This window comes from Arcobacter peruensis, assembly GCF_003711085.1.
Classification (GTDB): Bacteria; Campylobacterota; Campylobacteria; order Campylobacterales; family Arcobacteraceae; genus Poseidonibacter; species Poseidonibacter parvus.
Genome location: NZ_CP032363.1, coordinates 1,843,387 through 1,861,297, shown reverse-complemented (window position 1 = coordinate 1,861,297; position 17,911 = coordinate 1,843,387). Strand labels below are relative to the sequence as shown.

Here is a 17,911-nt window from a genome sequence, read left to right as displayed (position 1 = left end):
TATATGAACTAGCGACTTAAAGTTGCTAGTTTATAGAAACTTTCATATTCTAAGAAGTTGAAACTTTCTTTACTGATTTTTGATTGTGAGCAAATAGAACAGAAATGTTTTTCATCTAATTTGAAGTTATAAAAATACCATTGTTGCTCGTCATAATCATTTTCAAAAACTTTTGCATAATGTTTGTCATATGGTTGAATACTAAAAGATGATAAAGGCTTATAAACACCAACTCCAAGTGCTTTAAGAAAGCTCTCTTTTAGTGTCCAAATTTGGTAAAAATTTTCTAGGTTTCCATCTATATAGTCTGTTTCTTTTGTGCTTAGTATCTCTTCAAAGTCTGTTAAATCAATATCTTTGATTTGTTCTATATCTATTCCAATACCACCACTATCAATTGCACAAGCTACCCAATCTCCAGAGTGAGTGATATTAAAATCTATATTTTTAAAGTCTTTTGAATTTTTTAAAAAGGGTTTTCCCATTGGAGATTTCTCAATGACTATATTTTTTTTATCAATTCCATTTTTATCTAAAGCATAATAAAGCACGACAGAGCTTAAAAGTGAACGAATATAATCTTTTTTTTGATGATATTGTTTTGCATATTCAACCCTTTGGGTCGAAATTGTTTTTTCTAACATTGATAAATCATGATCACTGATATTAAAATCAAGTTTTAAAAAATATATATTTAGCATATTTTTTTTAATCCAAGTCTTTTTTCATTTTAAGTCTTATATTTTTTCTTTTTTGATGATATTCTTCTGTATCTTCATATTCGATATAATTATCATATCTTGCGTGTTTGAAACCAGTTTTCTTCTTATGTTTAATTGGACACCAAAATTCTTCTGTTCTTGAGCCTATTTCTGCGCAGTATTGAATTACTCCATTTACATATCCACAAAAAACACAAAAAACCTTTTCCATAAAATTTAAATGGCTTAAATGATGTCTATCTATTATAATGTATTTACTTCTTTTAACTTTTGGAATTTTATATACAGGAAAGTTTATAGCTTGATATATACTTGCAAAAATATCTGCAATTATTGCTGGTATTATCATCATTGCTATAAAAGGCATTGTAATTAAGTATGATATTTTAGTTCTTGCAAAGAATTTACTTGAGAAAAGTTTAACATCAGGTTTTTTGTCATTTTTATTCATTTTATTCCTAAGTTTTGTTTGTAAAATACTATCAAAATGACTCTTAACCCCTAATTCACTTTTATATCACAATTAAAGAATATCATTAAGAATATAGTTATTGTACATTTATAAATTTTAGTTTAAAATAATTAAAGTTTATAATTTTATAATTTTATAAATATTATCAAGTGGCCTAATTATGGGCTCTTTTATTGAATAATCACTTTTTAGAGAAAAATATATTTATAAAAATAATTCTAATTAAGCTTAATTTTAATTATAAGTATGATACAATTAGTTAAATAGAATATTATCTATTAATTATTTTAAGGAATAAAATGCCATATCTCGTTGCATCAATTATATCTATTGTTACGGCTATGACTATTTTATTTACAAGATATGAAGCAGATGATAGTACTATAAAAGCGGAACTTGAAAATATGAGAGTTATGTTTTCAATGGTTGATGGTTTTGTTGAGACTTGTATTAATACAGATAGTAGTTGTTTAGATGATATTAGTTTTGAAAAGTTAAGTATTGCAGGAGTATTAATTAATAATTCTGTTGTGTCAGGTAGTGGATTATCATCTACTGTAACTTTTCCACATAATGATGTTATTTGGCAAATAATTCCAAATAAAAATGCAAGTAATTCATATAAATTATTAGTTGATATGAGGGCAAGTGCAGGATTGATGAGTAAAGCTATTTTTTCAGAAAATTTCTCAAGTAGAGAATTTTGCGAGAAATCGCTTTTCGGTACAGCAGCGCTAAATGAAAATCAATTTGATGGTACAGATGATTTTGAAAATAGCGGAGGTGCAAGTAATGATGGAATATTTACTTGTACTGTGTTTAAATAGTTTGGTGCGATTTATAGTATAAAAATAAATTGTTAAAATTTATGGTAGGTTGGTAGGAAAATTAAATTAAATAAAAAAGGATTAAAATGCCACAGTTAATAGCAATGGTTATAGTAGTAGTTGGAGCAATGATTTACATGTTTCAAACGTTTGGTGGAACAGGTGATAAGATTGAAGGTATCGCACAAAAGACAAGTATTGTTACAGAAATTAATAATATTAGAAATGGTTTACAATTAGCGGTTAGAGCGGGAGATGTTACAAAGGGAGTTGCTGCAGTTATTGATGATCCTGCAACAACAACAGTGGATGAATCAGCTGCGGCAATTCCTGCGGCAACATTAAAGGTTTTAGCATCACTAGGTTATTTCGCAGATCAAATGAATGATGAAATCAATGATAATACGGCAGTAGCAGGTTCATATGATGCAACAACAGATAATTCGAAAACTACAAATACCTATTCAGCTATTTCATTTGGAGGAGAAGATACACCAGGAATGAACTTAAGTCTTGTTGTAGGTGCAGCAAATACTGCACCTGGAATTAGAGTACAATTATTAAATAAATTATTTGATAATAGAGCATTCTTAGAAAGTCAAATTTCTAATGATTTATCTGCTATAGCTAATATTGATAGAAAAACAATTGATGGAACATGGACTGGAGCAAGTGATTCTAGTGCAAATGTTGATGATGGAGTATTTACAATTTACTTTAAAGATATGCCAAAAGAAACATTATAATAAAATGAGCAAGTACTTAGGCTTTTAAGCCTAAGTGTTATCTAAAATAAAAAATGAGTATTAACTTATAATATTCATTTTTTATTTTACAAAAGAGGAAAATACAAATGTTAGGAAATATATGGCTATCATCGGCACTTATTGTTACAGCTATATATTCAGCATCTTCTATGTATAAGTCATACTCAGATACCCAAGAAGCAAAGCAAATTCAAGAAAACTATCAAATCATAACTGATATAAAAACACTGTTAGCTGAACAATACAATAAAAATCCAGATGAAGTAACACGTGATGAAATCATGATGCATCTACCTGCAGGTGGAAACTGGGAAAAGGTATTGCTTCTAGATAGAAATAGTTCTAGTACTCTTGAAAATAACGCTTTAGTAGATGATGCTGGTAACTTTGTATTAAATGAAAATGAGCAATTAAAACTTTTTGCATTAAGAGCAAAATTACAAAACATATCATCAAGTGAAGAAATAGATGATGGAACACACACTTTTCAAGTTGGAAATATAGAAAAAAATATAGTAAATAAAAATGAGTCAATTGAAAATAGTGTCCAAAGAGCAATTGAGTATTTAAGTACAGCAATTTTATATTCAACATTAACAGCAACAGAAATAGAAGATAAACTTGATACAGCAATTGACACTTATACTCCACATTCTGATATTTATCAGGATATGAAAGAAAGTGATACAGAGGTTTTAACAGCAGATGAACTTGCTAAAAGAAAAGAAGCGTATTTTAAAGAAAAAATAAAAGAACAATTAATATTAAATGAGAATGCAATGGAAACAAAACTGTATTATTATCTGAAAGATGAATTATGATTAAAATATTTTTAACACTATTCTTAATTTCAAGCTTTTTAAATGCAGCAGATAGTTCGTCGTTTTCTGATAAACAAAGATTATTATTAGTTGTTAAGCAAATGATTCAAGATGAAGAATCAATAGCTAGAGCTTATGAAAATTATATTTTAAATGAAAAAAAAATACCAGAAGATTTTGATACTTTAGTTACGGATGAATATTTAGGTAGTAGTTTTAAAAGTACATTAATACCTGAACTTAGTAACTTTTCTTTTAATTTTAAAAAACAATTAACTAGCAGATTTATAAAAACTAGCTTGCAAGGTGATGCAAGTTACGAAAGTATATATGAAAGTGATTCTTTTAGAAAAAAAACATATTATAATACTAATGGTACTCCTGATGATAAAACAGATGATTTTGTAGGCTTTAAATTAGAAGATGAATTTGTAAAACATATGTATTTTTTAAGTTCAACAGGAAAATTTGATTTATTAGAATGTAAAGATTTAAATAAGGAAAAGTACTGTTGGGGAGAAGAAGATAGTGATGATGAAAATGTTATTTATATATATACAGATGACACGCAAACAGATCTTTTAATGTATTATTCTATTGACAAATTTAAAACAGGTCCTATTATTATTAATAAAGATGCAGCACCCTATGATGAAGATGAGTTCAAATCACTTCCTAGAGGTGCACTTTTATATGATACTTCAGCCGTAAAATATATAAAAACTCTAAGTTCTATAGAGGTATTGAAATAATGAAAAAAATATTGCTATTTTTATTTCTTTTTTTGAGTTTTCTTAATGCTAAAGATACCCTAGTAATGCAACAACAGAATGTTTTATATGTACAAAATATGATTGAAATAGAAGAAAAAATAGCTAATAATTTTGAAAAATATTTACTGCAAGAGTTTAAAATCCCAACGCTAGAAAAATTGAAAACAGATGATTATTTAGGCAGTAACTTTACTGATACAAATAGATTTGGAGCTAGTATAACTTTAGATGGAAGTAATTTAAAAATTAATTATGCAATAACAAATAAAGATACACAAGAATATGTAATTGGCTTATACAAAAGAGAATTATATCGAGATATGACTACTGCTTATACTGTATATGAAACTACAAATGTTAATAATACACCTGAAGATATTGACTCAAGTAACTCTTATATATCTTTCGAATTAAAATCAAAAGAAGCAGAGAATATTTTTGCAATACTAAAAACAGGTTCTTCAATAAACCCTAAATGTACACCAACACTAATAAATACATATTGTATTGCAAATTCAAAGTCTATTAAATGGTATGACGGTGATTCGTATTGGATCGAATACAGCATTTCTGATTTTGAAGATGGCAATATAACAATTAGTACAGCAGGACTTCTAACAAATTCAAAGTTAGATAATTTAAAAACAGGTTCAACGATTTTTGTAAAAGATGGCGATAAATACTTAAAATTATCTAGTGATTTATCTATAGATATTGTTAGGATTGATTAAATGAAATATTTACTTTTCTTTTTCTTATTTATAAATATAAGTTTTGCAAATAGTCAAAATATATCTAGAATGAATGCACTTAAAAAAGTAATTCAAAAAGAAGAATATATAGCCCTTGCAATTAATAAATATATTCTTCAAACAGGTACAATTCCAAAAACAAGTGAAAATATATTAGCTTGGGAAAAATTAGAAGTAGATGATTACTTAGGAAGTGGTTTTAATAGAACAAATCCAATTACATCTGAAGATATGAGTGTTTATTATGATACGGGTAGTCATAACTTTTTTATTAGAGGAGTTGTTGATTATATTGGTAATACTAGAAAAACAAACTATGATGATACTTTATTATATATATACAATTTTTATACAAGTAGGATTTTTAGAGTAAATACTTTAGCACCTGAAGATAAAAAGGAAGAGAATTTATTAATAGGTTCTCAAGTAATATATTCTAATATTCAAAAAGAAATAGTTGATACCTTAAATCTTATCAGCCCAGAAGTTAATACAATAAAACTTGATAGTCAAGCTTGTACTCCTGGAAATTATTATTATGAATTAAAAGGTGAAAAATTAACTTTAAAATATTGTAAAAATGATGATTCAATTACAGTATATCAAGAATCACCAGTTTATGTTGAAGATATAGATGATTTACAATATATAAAAGCAACAATTGGTGATGTTGCATATGCTAGTAAAAATGGAATATGGTATGAATACTATTATCAAGGAGAAACTAGCCCTCCTTGGATCCCTGAATATTTGGGATCAACTTTAAGTCAAACAGAAGATATTGAAAATATAAATGACCTAATTGATAATTATGTTTCTGATTCAAATGATTTGCTTTTTAGACAAGATGGTGGATGTATGCTTGTAAAAGGTGATATTTCTTGTTGGGGAAATAATGATTATAAGAAAGTGGGAATAGAAAGTTATGGACAGCTAGATATTACGTTAAGTCCTGATTATGTAAATACACCCGTTATGTTAAAAGTCCAAATTGATGATACTACAAAGATAAATAATGTGTCAAGAAATGATAAAAGCTGGTACAACAATCCATATCGAGTAAAATTTGATAAGATGGCAATGAATAGTACAAATGTATGTGCAATTACTGCAATAATTGAAATTGAAAACTCTGCATATAAAACTGGAGGAGATTTATATTGTAACGGAATACTTTCTTCTACTCATTTTGAAGATGTAGATGATGAAGAAGATATAACTAAAAATAGTTCAATTTTAAAGAAAAGTATCTTTTTTGCTGATGGAAAAGATGATTTGATAGATGATGATAATGATGATGAAATTTATCTTCAAGATATTGTAATGATAGAAGATACAGCAATCGTTTTATCAGATGAAGGAAAAATTTACTCTTTTGGAAGAAACTATAAAGGTGCTTTAGGAATTGGAAGTGATGATAAATTTTTAATAAATAATAAACCTGTATATATTGATGAAAATGATGAAAACTCATATCCGAAGTTTGAAAAAATATTTGCATTAAGAGATATAAAAGGCTTAGGAGCAATTGATGAAGATGGAGTTTTTTGGATTTGGGGTGAACGACCTAATGGTACTATTTATTATAGACCTACTAAATTAGCTGAAACAATTACATTTAATAAAGATGCAATCTTTGTAAGTACAAATGAATTTATATTAAAAAGTACTGGAAATGTTTTTTATATTACAACAGGTGATGATAAAGTTGAGGAGATTAATAGCATACCAAACTCTGCAATCAGCGTATCTGCATATAAAGATTCTAATGATGATGAGTTTTATTTATATGTTACTGATGAGTTAGAATTACTTGGTAGTGATACTTTGCTTAAATGTATGAAATCAAATGAAACTGAAGCATGTACTACTAATAATAATATAAGATTATTTAATGATTCAATAACTAAATTAAATACAAAATCAACTCGTGATAATGGAGAGAAATTAGCAAATTTTGCCAATGTGTCTATTTTTAAATTGGATAATGTAATAACAGAAGAGTTTGAAGACTTTGAAGATATTTCAAAAGTTGCAAGTTCAGGCTGGAATATATACGATAAAACAAGTGATGGAGTAGGTTTAGTAAAAAGTGCAGATGATAATCCTTATGATACTGATACTGATAGAGTAACAAGAACAACATATCCTCCTACTGCTATTAAAACAGGTGGTGGATATGATGATGCAAATAGAATTGATCCTACAAGAATTTTAGGCGTGGTAGCTATTGGTACGGAATATTTAGAAAAAACATATGATTTTGGTAATACTTATGCAAATAATGAGATTGAATTTGAGTTCGATTTTTTTGAAATAGATTCTTGGGATTTTGAAAAACTTAATGTTGAGCTAAATGGAGTGAATTTTACAGATGATGGGTTTATTCATGATAATCATCAATCCTTTGAAGATACAAATGATACAGGTGTTTCAATTCAAAATTTAGTTCATCTGTATGGTACAAGCGTAACTGCTTCTAAATATAATGATGAAAAATATCACTATAAATTAAGACATAAGTTAGATGAAGATGGAAAGTTAAAAGTAAGATTTAGTACAAGACTTCTTCCTTCTGGTGAACTAGGATCCAATGAATGGAGTATAGCTTGGCAAAACTTAAATGATGAATCTTGGGGAATAGATAATGTTCATGTAAAAGTAAAAGAAACAAACAAAAAATTTGTATGTGCAATGACAGGCTTAGGTACTAAGTCTCAAATGTATTGTTGGGGAAATATAGGAAGAAGTATACCGATTTTAAGTACATCTTTATATGATATAGGTAATATAAATATAAATAAATTATTTATTACACAAGAGAGTGAAAAAAAGAATCAAATGTCTTATTCTCCATATTATTCAAATGGGAAACTTTTTCTTAGATTTCCAACATATATTGGAGGATTTGATTATGGTTTTTATTTTAAATAAGGGAAAAGAATGCGTTATACTTTAAAAAGTATTTTACTGTTTGCAACAGCTCTGCTATTTATAACAGGTTGTTCACAAAAGAATTATCATAATGAAATGATATCTGATGCAAAACAAACAGTTAATGAAAAGAGTTATGGAAAAATTAGAAATTCATATTCAAGTAAACTAGTTGATGAAAAAACAAAAAATAAACAATTTATTGATATCTTAAGTGATAAGTCTTTAGGAGATGTTCTTAAAGAACTTGAAATTATTGATGGAAATTTTTATTATTTAAAAAGTAGTGATATCTTAGTTCCAAAAAGTAGAATGAAAATTCGAAATATGACAGAGTTAAATCAATATTTAAATGCAGTGTTAGACAAAGAACTTTTTATCAAGAAAAGTGGTTCTATTTACTTAGTAAAACTTCTAAATATAAGTGAAAGTAAAAAACAGTCAATAAAGCATATTCCTTTTAATTTAGATGGTCAAATATCTGTAGAAGAGCTAATTAAACTTATAACTGCTGAATCTGGATATGAAGTATCTATTGGGAATTATATTAAAAACAGAGATGAATTTCAAAGTAGTATTATTTCAGTAAAATCAAAAAACTTAGTTAATGCAATAAATTCTTTAGCACATGCAAAAAATGTTTATGTAGATATTGATTATGAAAAAGAGATGATAAATATTAGAAGATATAAAGATGTTGTAGTTGAACTGAATATCCCTTTGTTAAATATCACTACAACGAATGAAACTTCATCAAGTGAAACTTCTGGTGAAAGTACAGTAGAAAATAGTTCTGAAATAGTTTTATATGATGAGTTAGATAAAATGATAAAAAATATTATTGGAAATGATAGTATCTCTACATATCATATTGATAAATCAAGTGGATTGATTTTCTTAAAATCTACAAAAAGTATTGAACAAGCACTTAGAACAATTGCAAAAGCTTATGAAGAAAGTTTTGCAAGAGAAGCTACTATTGAATTTGAAAGAATAGAATTAGTTTTAAATAAAAATCAAGAATATGGTATTGGTTCAATCTCTTCTGATAGACAGACAAATGCAGACGCAGGAATTATAAAAAGTATAGCAACAGGTGGAGCTTTAGGTTTTACAAGTGATAATGCAACAAGACTTTTAAAAGTTGTAGCAACTGCTAATAATGGTATTGGAAAAATCCTTAGTTATAGTAAAAATTTAATGGTTCTAAAAAACAATATCCCTTCAGTACAATCAATTAGTCAAAATACAGATTATATTGAAAAAATAGAAACAACAGTAAATGATAATGTTACAACTTCAGAAGCAACAGTAAATACAATTAAAGATGGAACATCAATAACTGCAATGGGTAAAATATCTAGAGATAAAGTGTTTTTAAATATTACTCCAAATATTAAAAAATTAATTAAAATTTCAGAAGCAACAGTTGGAGACTCAACGATTCAATTACCTGAATACAAAGACCAAAGTTATAATATATCTAGAGAAATAAAAGTAGGTGAGACAGCAATTGTAGGTTCTATTATTGTTCATGATGATTCAAAAGAATATGAAGGAATACTTCCTTTAGAAGGTTTTGCTATTGGTGGAAGTGATTCAAAAGAGTATGTAAGAAGAGAAATAGTTTATGTTGTTTCTGTAAAAAGCATTAAAGGCTTTTAATAATGAGTATGTTTGCTGATCCATATGAACAATTTTTACTAGATTATTTAGTAACAAAATTAGAAAATGGATCTAATACAAGAAAAGCTTTACTTTTATACAAAGAGCAAATTACTAAAGAAACAAGATTCAAAAAAAGACTAGAATCTGCTATTAGAGATATGGAAATTGGAAAGCATAAGTTAGAAGCAATACTTCATAAAAATAAGTTTTTAAATGATTTTCAATATAGTTTAGTAGTAAATAGTACAAATACAGTTGATGGCTTGAAGCTTGTACAATCTTTTGAAAAAGCAAATTCAAATCTTTTACCAAAAATGATTAATCCTATTTTTGTGCCTTTATTGATTATAATATTTTCTTTTTATGGCTTGATTCTATATTTAGGAATGCTTGAAAAAGATTTAGTAGGTTTGCGAAAATTAAACTCTGACGTAGAGTCTTTTTTAGGCGTTCCTGCATATTTTACTTATGATTTTGCATACTTAGGTTTAGGAATATCTATATTTATTACCTTGTTTATTTTTTTAGGATATATATATACAGAAAAATATAGACCAGAATGGCTTTATAAAGTATTTAAAACACAATGTTATTCTGATGGTAGGTTTATGTTTAGGATTTTAAATGGTATGTTAAGTGCTGGTATTTCTTTCCATAAAACATCTATGATTTTATCAAAAGATTATTTTAAAGTAGGATTAAGACCTTTCTTTGCAGAACTTGCTGAAATTATAAATAAAAATAGAAAACTTTTTTTAGTTTTTGAAAAATATAATTTTCCTCCATTAATTACAGCAGATATAAAACTTTCAGAACTTAGTCAAACTAGTTTTGCTGATGTTACAAAAGCTTTATATCAAACATGTGATACGATGTATGAGAAAAATATTGCATATATGGTTATTCAATGGAGACTTCTTTTTTGGTTAATAGCAATGCTTGTTACGGTTATAATAGGCTCAGATATTATAAATTTAGTTATTAGTACATTTACTTTTAAAACATTGTATCAATAAGAAGAAAATATGCTAAAAAAATTATTAAAAAATTACAAAACAAAAAGCCTTACTAATTTAGCTAAGAAAAACAACAAGATTAATCTTAAAGAATTATATAAAGAGAAAAAAGAATTAGTTACAAGTTATATAAAAAAAGAAGAAGAAAAAGATGCTGTTTTAGGAACATTAATTGAAGATGTTATAAAAGATAGATTTAATTTATCTGGTGGTTATGGTGATTTAATCGCAAATGAAACTAAATATGCAGAATTTGTAAGAAGTTTAGGTTATGAATATTATGCTTCATATAATGAACTTTCTAAGCATTATCAAGATACATCTTTTCAATTAGATGAAAGAAAATTAGAATTTTGTACGACTATGTATATTATTACACTTGAAGATAAAAAAACTAAAAACAAGGTTCTAGGTATTAGGGATGTTGTAAATTTAGATTTCGAAATTTTAAGTAAATTTTATTTTACAAAAATTGTTGTTTTAGGTGAGGGTGTATTATCTTCTGTATTTGGTGAAGATAGAGAGATTATTTTCGGTTCAAATACTGATACAGATAATGATGCCGAAATAGATAAGTACTTTGATAAAATGATGGGTCAAGCTATTTTATTAGGTGCTTCAGATATACATATCCAAAAGACAAATAGATATGCTTCTTTATGGTTTAGAATTGATGGTATTAAAGTTGATATGGGAACAATGCCTATTGCAATTGCAAAAACTATTAAAAGACGTCTTGTAACAATGGCAGATCAAGAAGATTCTGATTTTGAATCAATTAATGGTGTTATAAATTATGATTATGGAAAGAAAAATATCAAATTTAGACTTGGTCTTATTAACTCAAAACTAAACTTTTCACTTGTAATGAGAATGATTGGTGGGAAAGGTGTTGTTTCTCATAATTTACGAGGACTTAACTATCCTGATGAAACTGTTGATATTCTTGATAATCTAACAAAATACTCAAATGGTATGATTTTAATTACTGGACAAGTTGGTTCTGGTAAAACACACTTAATGTATGCACTTTTACAACAACTTGCAAAACAGCAACAGTATGTTATTACTATTGAAGATCCTGTTGAGTATGTAGATGAATCTTTCTTTCAAATTGATTTATCTGAGTTTGCAAGTGCAAGTGAAGAGTTTAAATATGGTTACCCCGAAGCAGTTGTTGATATTTTAAGACAGGATTCAAACATTATACTTATTGGGGAAACAAGAGAACCAGAAACTGCATCACAACTTGTAAATGCATCAAACTTAGGACAGTTGGTATTCTCTACTATGCATACCAACTCTGCACCTGCTACAGTATCTAGAATGACAAGTTCACTAGGTATTAATGAAGGTGATGTTGTAGATAACTTAAGAGGTATTGTGTCTCAAAGATTAGTTCGTAAACTTTGTGAATATTGTAAAGAAGAAGATGGTGAAGGTGGTTACGCAAAAGTAGGGTGTGATGAGTGTAATCAAAGTGGATTCAAAGATAGGGTTCCTATTGCTGAGGTTATTAGATTTAAACTTGGTTTTGGTGGAGACTTTGAAAACCCTGCTGAATATATGACAGTAGAAAAAGCTTGTATGGCACAATATCATGCTGGGTTTATCACAAAATCTGATGCTACTGCTATTATTAAAGGGGAGGAAGTATGGTACGATTAGTAGTAACCGATTTCCAAACTAAAGAAGATAACGAAGCTTTTTATCTTAATGATGAATTTGATATATCGCAAAAAATGTTTACCTATGATTCTTTTAAAAAATATAGTGTTTATTTATCAAAATATGATGTAACAGATACAATATATTCATTAAATTTATTATCAAAAAAGCACTTGAATAAAAATCAAATATTAGTACATATTACAGATAGTGAATACTTTATTTTATTTAATCACAAAACTGTTTATTCTGCAAAAATAAATCAAAATTTTATTACAGATGATATTATAAAATCTATTCTAATTACAAAGCATATAGCAATGCTTTCTAGTGGTGGAACAATTGAAAAATACTATTATGTGATTAAATCAAAATACAAAAGTGCAGTTGAGCACATTTTAAAACAAAATACAAAAAATGAACTTAATGAAGAAATTGCACAAAGCTTAGGTAATGTTGATGAATTAATAAAACCATTAAATGAATTAGATACCTTAAAATCACACTTTAGTAAGAGTTTTTTTCTTCTAGGGTTTACTCTACTTATTTTATGGATTGTATTTATTGGATTAGATATGGTAACTAAAAAATATATTTACACTCAGCCTTTGGAAAAGTTAAAAAGAGAAATAAAAATAGAAAATAGATTAATTCATAGACAAAAAATACTTTTAAAAAGAGAAGATAAAAAATATAAAGACTTAACTGGTTGTATTACATCTGTTGAGGTGAAAAATGATTAGTATAAATAAAAAAAGATATAAATTAATAATAAAAGTCGGTTTATTTGTTTTGCTAGCTTATATCATAGGTTTTTTCTTTTTTAAATTAGCAAGCTTTTTTCAAATCTTATTTGAAAAAGACAGACTTACAAAAGAACTACAAATAAAGAAACAAGAAACTGTTAGTTTAAAACGATTGGTTATAAGAAAAAAAGAAAAAATAAAAGAAGTAGAATCACGATATATTAAAAAAGATGAAATAGATAAAAAAGTGAAAGATATTTTTGAAAGAATGTCTGTTTTAGATTATAATTTAAAATATTTAAATTCAAAAAAAATGTGCATTGATAACTATATTTTGGTTGCGCAACTAACAGCAAGAAGTAAAGAAGGGTTAAAAGCAGGAGAGGGAATTCTTTCATATTTAGGTGAAATGAAAAAAAGTGACAAAAATAATACTATATATTTTGTAAACTATATATCAAAGCCAAAGGATATTAAAAAATGATTTTTATTAAGTTTTTTATTTTATTTTTATTATCAATATCTTTGTATTCAAAAGAGATGTACTTTGATACTATATCTTTATCAAAAGTAAAAAAACTTATAAAAAAAGAAGAGCAAATTGCAAAAGCTTATAAATTATATATTATGGAAAAAGGAGCTAAGCCTATTTCTATATCTGATTTAGATTTACCAAATGGTTTTAGTAAATCTAATTTATTTAATACTAATTTAACTCTTCATTCAACAAAAACATATCTAATTAATCCAATGCCATTAACTGTAAAATCAGCACTTTATGATGAATATTATTCAAATAAAAATAGAGTTTATACTAAAGCACCTAGTAGTAAATTAAATGAAAATGTAGAGATAGTATTGTCTACAAAAGAAAAGTATATTTTAAAATATACATCTGATATAACAAAAGTAACTTATCCTAAATATGTTTTGGATGATAAAGGTGTACTTCATTGGTATAAAACAAGTACAAAATTAATGTATTCTTATGATGATAAGCTTATTGTTTATCCTGATGCAAATTTTATTGATGATGATGGAAATGTTTCATCTGCTAATATTAGTGGGAAAGGATTATTATATCCAGGACAAAAAATATTAAATATAGAAAAAAATATTGCAGTAGAATATATAAATATAGGTAATGATGTTGGAATTATACAAGTAAGTGACACAAGTGAAGATATTGGAAAAACAGTTATTCAATTTGGAAGAAGTTCAGGTGGAGTTCTTATAAATGGTGATATTTATACATGGGGTAACAATGCAAGTCAAAAACTTGGATTAGGTTCAAATAGTTATACTAATAAAGAAGGAACAGCGGGTACGAAGTATCCCGTTGTCGCAGGATTGGTTCGAGCTAAAGTTAAATCTTACGATAGTACTATGGAAAGTAAAAACTATTTTTCTTCACCTTTACGACCTAAATTTATAGATTTATTCAGTTCATCTTATAATAGTACGTGTGGAATTAGTGTTGATGGAGCACTTTATTGTGGAGGAATAACAGCTGATGATTATTCTTTTGGGAATTATTTTACGCATGTTGTTGGAAGTGATGAAGAAACATATGTAATAAATTATGACCCAAAAGTGAAAAAGGAAATGCTATACAAGAGTAAGTTTTTTAATGGTGAAGATAATAAGGCTTTAGAGATATTTGCAGATGAACAAATCTGGATTATATTATCTGATGAGGGAGAGCTTTTCAGATGGGGATATGATACAGGAAAAGGCTTTTCAGGTAATGGAGAAAAAACATATAACTATAAAAGTTCAACAGTTAAAGATGAAATGTTGGACCCAAAAAAAATTGTAGTTACAGATGATGGAAAAGATGTTAAGTTTACTAAGATAACATATTTATTAACAAGTAGTAATGCTAAAAAGCTTGGAGCATTGTCTCAAAGTGGCGATATTTATATTTGGGGTAGAAAAGATGGCACTGCCTGTGAAGTTACAACATGGGAAGATGAATCAGAAGATTCCCTTCCCAATCTTTGTCATCCTTTAAAAGTTGATGCAGGTGATATAAGTTTTAAAAGTATCAAAGGTGGAGTAGATGCTTTTATTGGAGTATCTTTATATGATGAATTTTATAAGATATATCAAAAAGATGATGAGAAACCTGTAGTTATAAATATTTCAGATGAAATAAAAAAGCATTCAAGTTATAGTGATACAAATGATAAGGAAATATTATCAGTTGATTTTACTCAAACAGGTATCGTATGGGTTAATAGTGGAAATGAACTTAAAGGTGATTATCTTAAAGATGATGAGGAAGATGAGTTTTTTACTTCTGCGATAAAAGAAATTAAATGGAAAAAAATAAAAGTGATAGAAGAAGATAACAGTATGTGTGGAATATCTGCTGATAATCAAATGTATTGTTGGGGACAAATGTCATTTTATGATGCTTCAAATTCAAAAGGGAATACTTTTATGTTACCAGTTTTTAATACAAATCTATATGATTTGGATAAGGATTTTTTAGTTGTAGAAGGTGGAAATCCTTCACTAACTAAAATGACATCAGGGGATTGGAATTCATCAGGAAATGATTTTTATATAAAATACCCAACATATATAGGTGGATTTAATTATGAATTTGAATTTAAGTAGAAGTTTAAAAAGGAAAAAAATGAAAAAAATTAGTTTAATTATTGTATTTATATTTACAATTATTAATTTACATGCTAATGAAGTTAATAAAGAAACAATAGAGAATATGGATAAGTTAGACGTTTTAGATCAACAATCAAAAAACTTCTTCAAAAGTATAACAGGACTTGAAAAAGATTACTTAGAACAGCAAATTGATTCAATACAAAATAAAGCTAATAATAAAACTAATTTTAATCAAAATACAAATCTTGGACAACAGCCTAATTATGTAGAGAAACCAGAACTATCACAAGAAGATTATGAAAAAAACGTATTTAAACATCAAAATGAAATGGCAAGACTTACTAGTGATTTTACAAGAACAAAGAACTTAAGAGATATTAAGATTAAAAGTATGTACTCTTTTAATGGAAAAGATTATGTGATTTTAAAACTTGATGAAAAAAAGAATTCTAAAGCAAATGATGAGTTAAGTTCTAATATTGAAGGAAGATATGTAAAAGGTGATTATATTTTAGGTCATAAGATTATAAAAATTGATGTAAGAACTAAAACAATTAAACTTTATAAAAAAGTCGATGAAGAGTATGGATATTTAGTTTATCTAAGTAATTATGGTACCTCAGTTAGTGACCTAAAAAAAGAACCAAAAGCAAAAAAAGAAACTGCAAAGAAAGAAAAAAAGATTAAAAAAGAGAAAGCTTATAGTGTAAAAGAATCTTTTGCAAAAATTAAAAATAAACAAATTAAAAAAGAAAAAATAGAAAAAAGTGTGTCTGCATGTTTATATACAGTTCATATAAGTAATTTAAATGTTAGAAATCAAAGTAAACTTGATGCTACAATATTAAGAATATTAAGAATAAATGATCAATTTACAATTCAAGAAAAGAAAGGTAAGTGGTTACATTTAGATACTATTTATAAAAAGAAATCAGGTGATGTAATGGTTGTTGATGAGGATTCTAACTGGGTTCAACTAGCAGATAATAATTTATCTACAGATGATGAAAATTGTCAATAAGGTATCATTTTGGCTAATATAATAGGTGAATGTAATGAAAAAATTAATCATCATATAAAAAATATTTCTGAAGAAATAAAACCTTTTAATGAGCTATTTAATAAACTATTCATTTTTGATGAAATTCTTATAAGTGAGAATGGTGGTAAAACAAAATTAAATAGACAGATATTAAATGATCAGCATGAATTAATGCAAGAAAGGATTCTTTTAATTCATTCAGAACTAGATAAATCTTTAGATGTTGTAAAAGAGTATATGAGATTTTTATTATTAGAGTGTAATAAATCTAGTCAAATTGAGACTACAAATTTAATATACGATGACAAAAACTTTTTAGATTTGATAAAAATGGATCTTGAAACAAAAGTTATGCATGCTAATTCTAAAAAAAATCTTTTGAATGATATAGAAGAACTATCTAATATAAAAAATAAAATATTTAATTTAAAATATTTAGTTAGTATGTTTGATACTACAATTGTTGATAAATATTTAAATAAACTTGGAGTTGAAGATTTAATCAATAGTACGTTTATCTTTGAATTAATTGATACTTTTGCTCTACATTTTGAAGAATTAAAAAAGTTTGAGTATTTAATCAATAATTTTAACAAAGAAAATGAAAAAGTTAAAGAATTAACGGTTTTAAACTCTTTACTAGAGCTACATAAAAGAAGAGCTGATAACTATATCTATGCAAACTTTAGATATAAAATTAATTTAGATTATAATTATGATTTAAATTTAAGAAAGCCTATAAATATAAATATTTCATTTTTAGAGAATATAATATCGTCTTTTATTGAACAATCTTGTATGGATTTAGTTAAAAAAGAGATGAAAAAAGGAAAGATTAACAAATTAATAGAAGTTAGTATTTTCAAACATAAGAAAAACATTCAATTACTTGTTAGAAATAATGGTTTTGAAGTTAAAAATATTCACACCTTGTTTCTTTCAGATAGTGAAAACAAATATACTATTGAAGCTAAAAACTTTGCTAATATGATGAATGCTGAAGTTGAAGTAAGTAGTATTGAAAATGAAGGTATGTTATATAGTTGTTCTTTTAAAATATAGATAAAACTAA

Annotated in this window: 16 protein-coding genes; 14 read left to right on the top strand and 2 right to left on the bottom strand. The window is 26.4% G+C overall.

Going from position 1 to position 17,911, the window contains the following annotated elements:
• Positions 1-8 precede the first annotated feature (8 nt).
• Together D3Z07_RS09405 and D3Z07_RS09400 are read right to left on the bottom strand one after the other, a co-directional pair.
• A complete protein-coding gene (locus tag D3Z07_RS09405; RefSeq protein ID WP_122893738.1) occupies positions 9-701 on the bottom strand; it encodes a 4'-phosphopantetheinyl transferase family protein in 693 nt (230 codons plus the stop codon).
• A 7-nt stretch (positions 702-708) separates the two neighbouring features.
• Positions 709-1,173 carry a hypothetical protein gene (locus tag D3Z07_RS09400; RefSeq protein WP_122893737.1) on the bottom strand — a complete coding sequence of 155 codons (465 nt, stop codon included), beginning with the start codon at positions 1,171-1,173 and terminating at the stop codon, positions 709-711.
• Between the two features lie 320 nt (positions 1,174-1,493).
• Between D3Z07_RS09400 and D3Z07_RS09395 the strand changes: the two genes are divergently transcribed.
• The 14 genes from D3Z07_RS09395 (at position 1,494) to D3Z07_RS09330 (ending at position 17,901) form a co-directional block, all read left to right on the top strand.
• Positions 1,494-2,021 carry a hypothetical protein gene (locus D3Z07_RS09395; protein ID WP_122893736.1) on the top strand — a complete coding sequence of 176 codons (528 nt, stop codon included), beginning with the start codon at positions 1,494-1,496 and terminating at the stop codon, positions 2,019-2,021.
• An 86-nt stretch (positions 2,022-2,107) separates the two neighbouring features.
• The gene (locus D3Z07_RS09390) at positions 2,108-2,767 is read left to right on the top strand and encodes a hypothetical protein (RefSeq protein WP_122893735.1); all 660 of its coding nucleotides are present in this window, start codon (positions 2,108-2,110) and stop codon (positions 2,765-2,767) included.
• A gap of 107 nt (positions 2,768-2,874) precedes the next feature.
• Positions 2,875-3,609, top strand: a complete 735-nt coding sequence (locus D3Z07_RS09385) for a hypothetical protein (protein ID WP_122893734.1) — start codon at positions 2,875-2,877, stop codon at positions 3,607-3,609.
• Positions 3,606-4,361, top strand: coding sequence for a hypothetical protein (locus D3Z07_RS09380; protein WP_122893733.1), 756 nt, complete (start codon positions 3,606-3,608; stop codon positions 4,359-4,361). Before D3Z07_RS09385 ends, D3Z07_RS09380 begins: the two co-directional genes overlap by 4 nt.
• A 65-nt stretch (positions 4,362-4,426) precedes the next feature.
• Complete coding sequence (locus D3Z07_RS09375) at positions 4,427-5,113, top strand: hypothetical protein (protein WP_164707217.1); 687 nt, start codon at positions 4,427-4,429, stop codon at positions 5,111-5,113.
• Positions 5,114-8,068: an RCC1-like domain-containing protein gene (locus D3Z07_RS09370; protein WP_122893731.1), complete on the top strand. Its 2,955-nt coding sequence runs from the start codon at positions 5,114-5,116 to the stop codon at positions 8,066-8,068.
• Between the two features lie 9 nt (positions 8,069-8,077).
• Complete coding sequence (locus tag D3Z07_RS09365) at positions 8,078-9,733, top strand: hypothetical protein (protein ID WP_122893730.1); 1,656 nt, start codon at positions 8,078-8,080, stop codon at positions 9,731-9,733.
• A 2-nt stretch (positions 9,734-9,735) separates the two neighbouring features.
• Positions 9,736-10,752 (top strand): hypothetical protein, encoded by a 1,017-nt coding sequence (locus tag D3Z07_RS09360; RefSeq protein ID WP_122893729.1) that lies wholly within the window; start codon positions 9,736-9,738, stop codon positions 10,750-10,752.
• A 9-nt stretch (positions 10,753-10,761) separates the two neighbouring features.
• Positions 10,762-12,420, top strand: a complete 1,659-nt coding sequence (locus tag D3Z07_RS09355; RefSeq protein ID WP_122893728.1) for a GspE/PulE family protein — start codon at positions 10,762-10,764, stop codon at positions 12,418-12,420.
• Positions 12,408-13,163, top strand: coding sequence for a hypothetical protein (locus D3Z07_RS09350; RefSeq protein ID WP_122893727.1), 756 nt, complete (start codon positions 12,408-12,410; stop codon positions 13,161-13,163). Before D3Z07_RS09355 ends, D3Z07_RS09350 begins: the two co-directional genes overlap by 13 nt.
• Positions 13,156-13,650, top strand: coding sequence for a hypothetical protein (locus D3Z07_RS09345; protein ID WP_122893726.1), 495 nt, complete (start codon positions 13,156-13,158; stop codon positions 13,648-13,650). The genes D3Z07_RS09350 and D3Z07_RS09345 overlap by 8 nt, the downstream gene beginning before the upstream one ends.
• Complete coding sequence (locus D3Z07_RS09340) at positions 13,647-15,791, top strand: hypothetical protein (protein WP_122893725.1); 2,145 nt, start codon at positions 13,647-13,649, stop codon at positions 15,789-15,791. The genes D3Z07_RS09345 and D3Z07_RS09340 overlap by 4 nt, the downstream gene beginning before the upstream one ends.
• Positions 15,792-15,810: 19 nt before the next feature.
• Entirely contained in the window at positions 15,811-16,818 is a 1,008-nt protein-coding gene (locus D3Z07_RS09335) for a hypothetical protein (protein WP_164707216.1), read from the top strand.
• A gap of 9 nt (positions 16,819-16,827) precedes the next feature.
• Complete coding sequence (locus D3Z07_RS09330) at positions 16,828-17,901, top strand: hypothetical protein (protein ID WP_122893723.1); 1,074 nt, start codon at positions 16,828-16,830, stop codon at positions 17,899-17,901.
• Positions 17,902-17,911 lie beyond the last annotated feature (10 nt).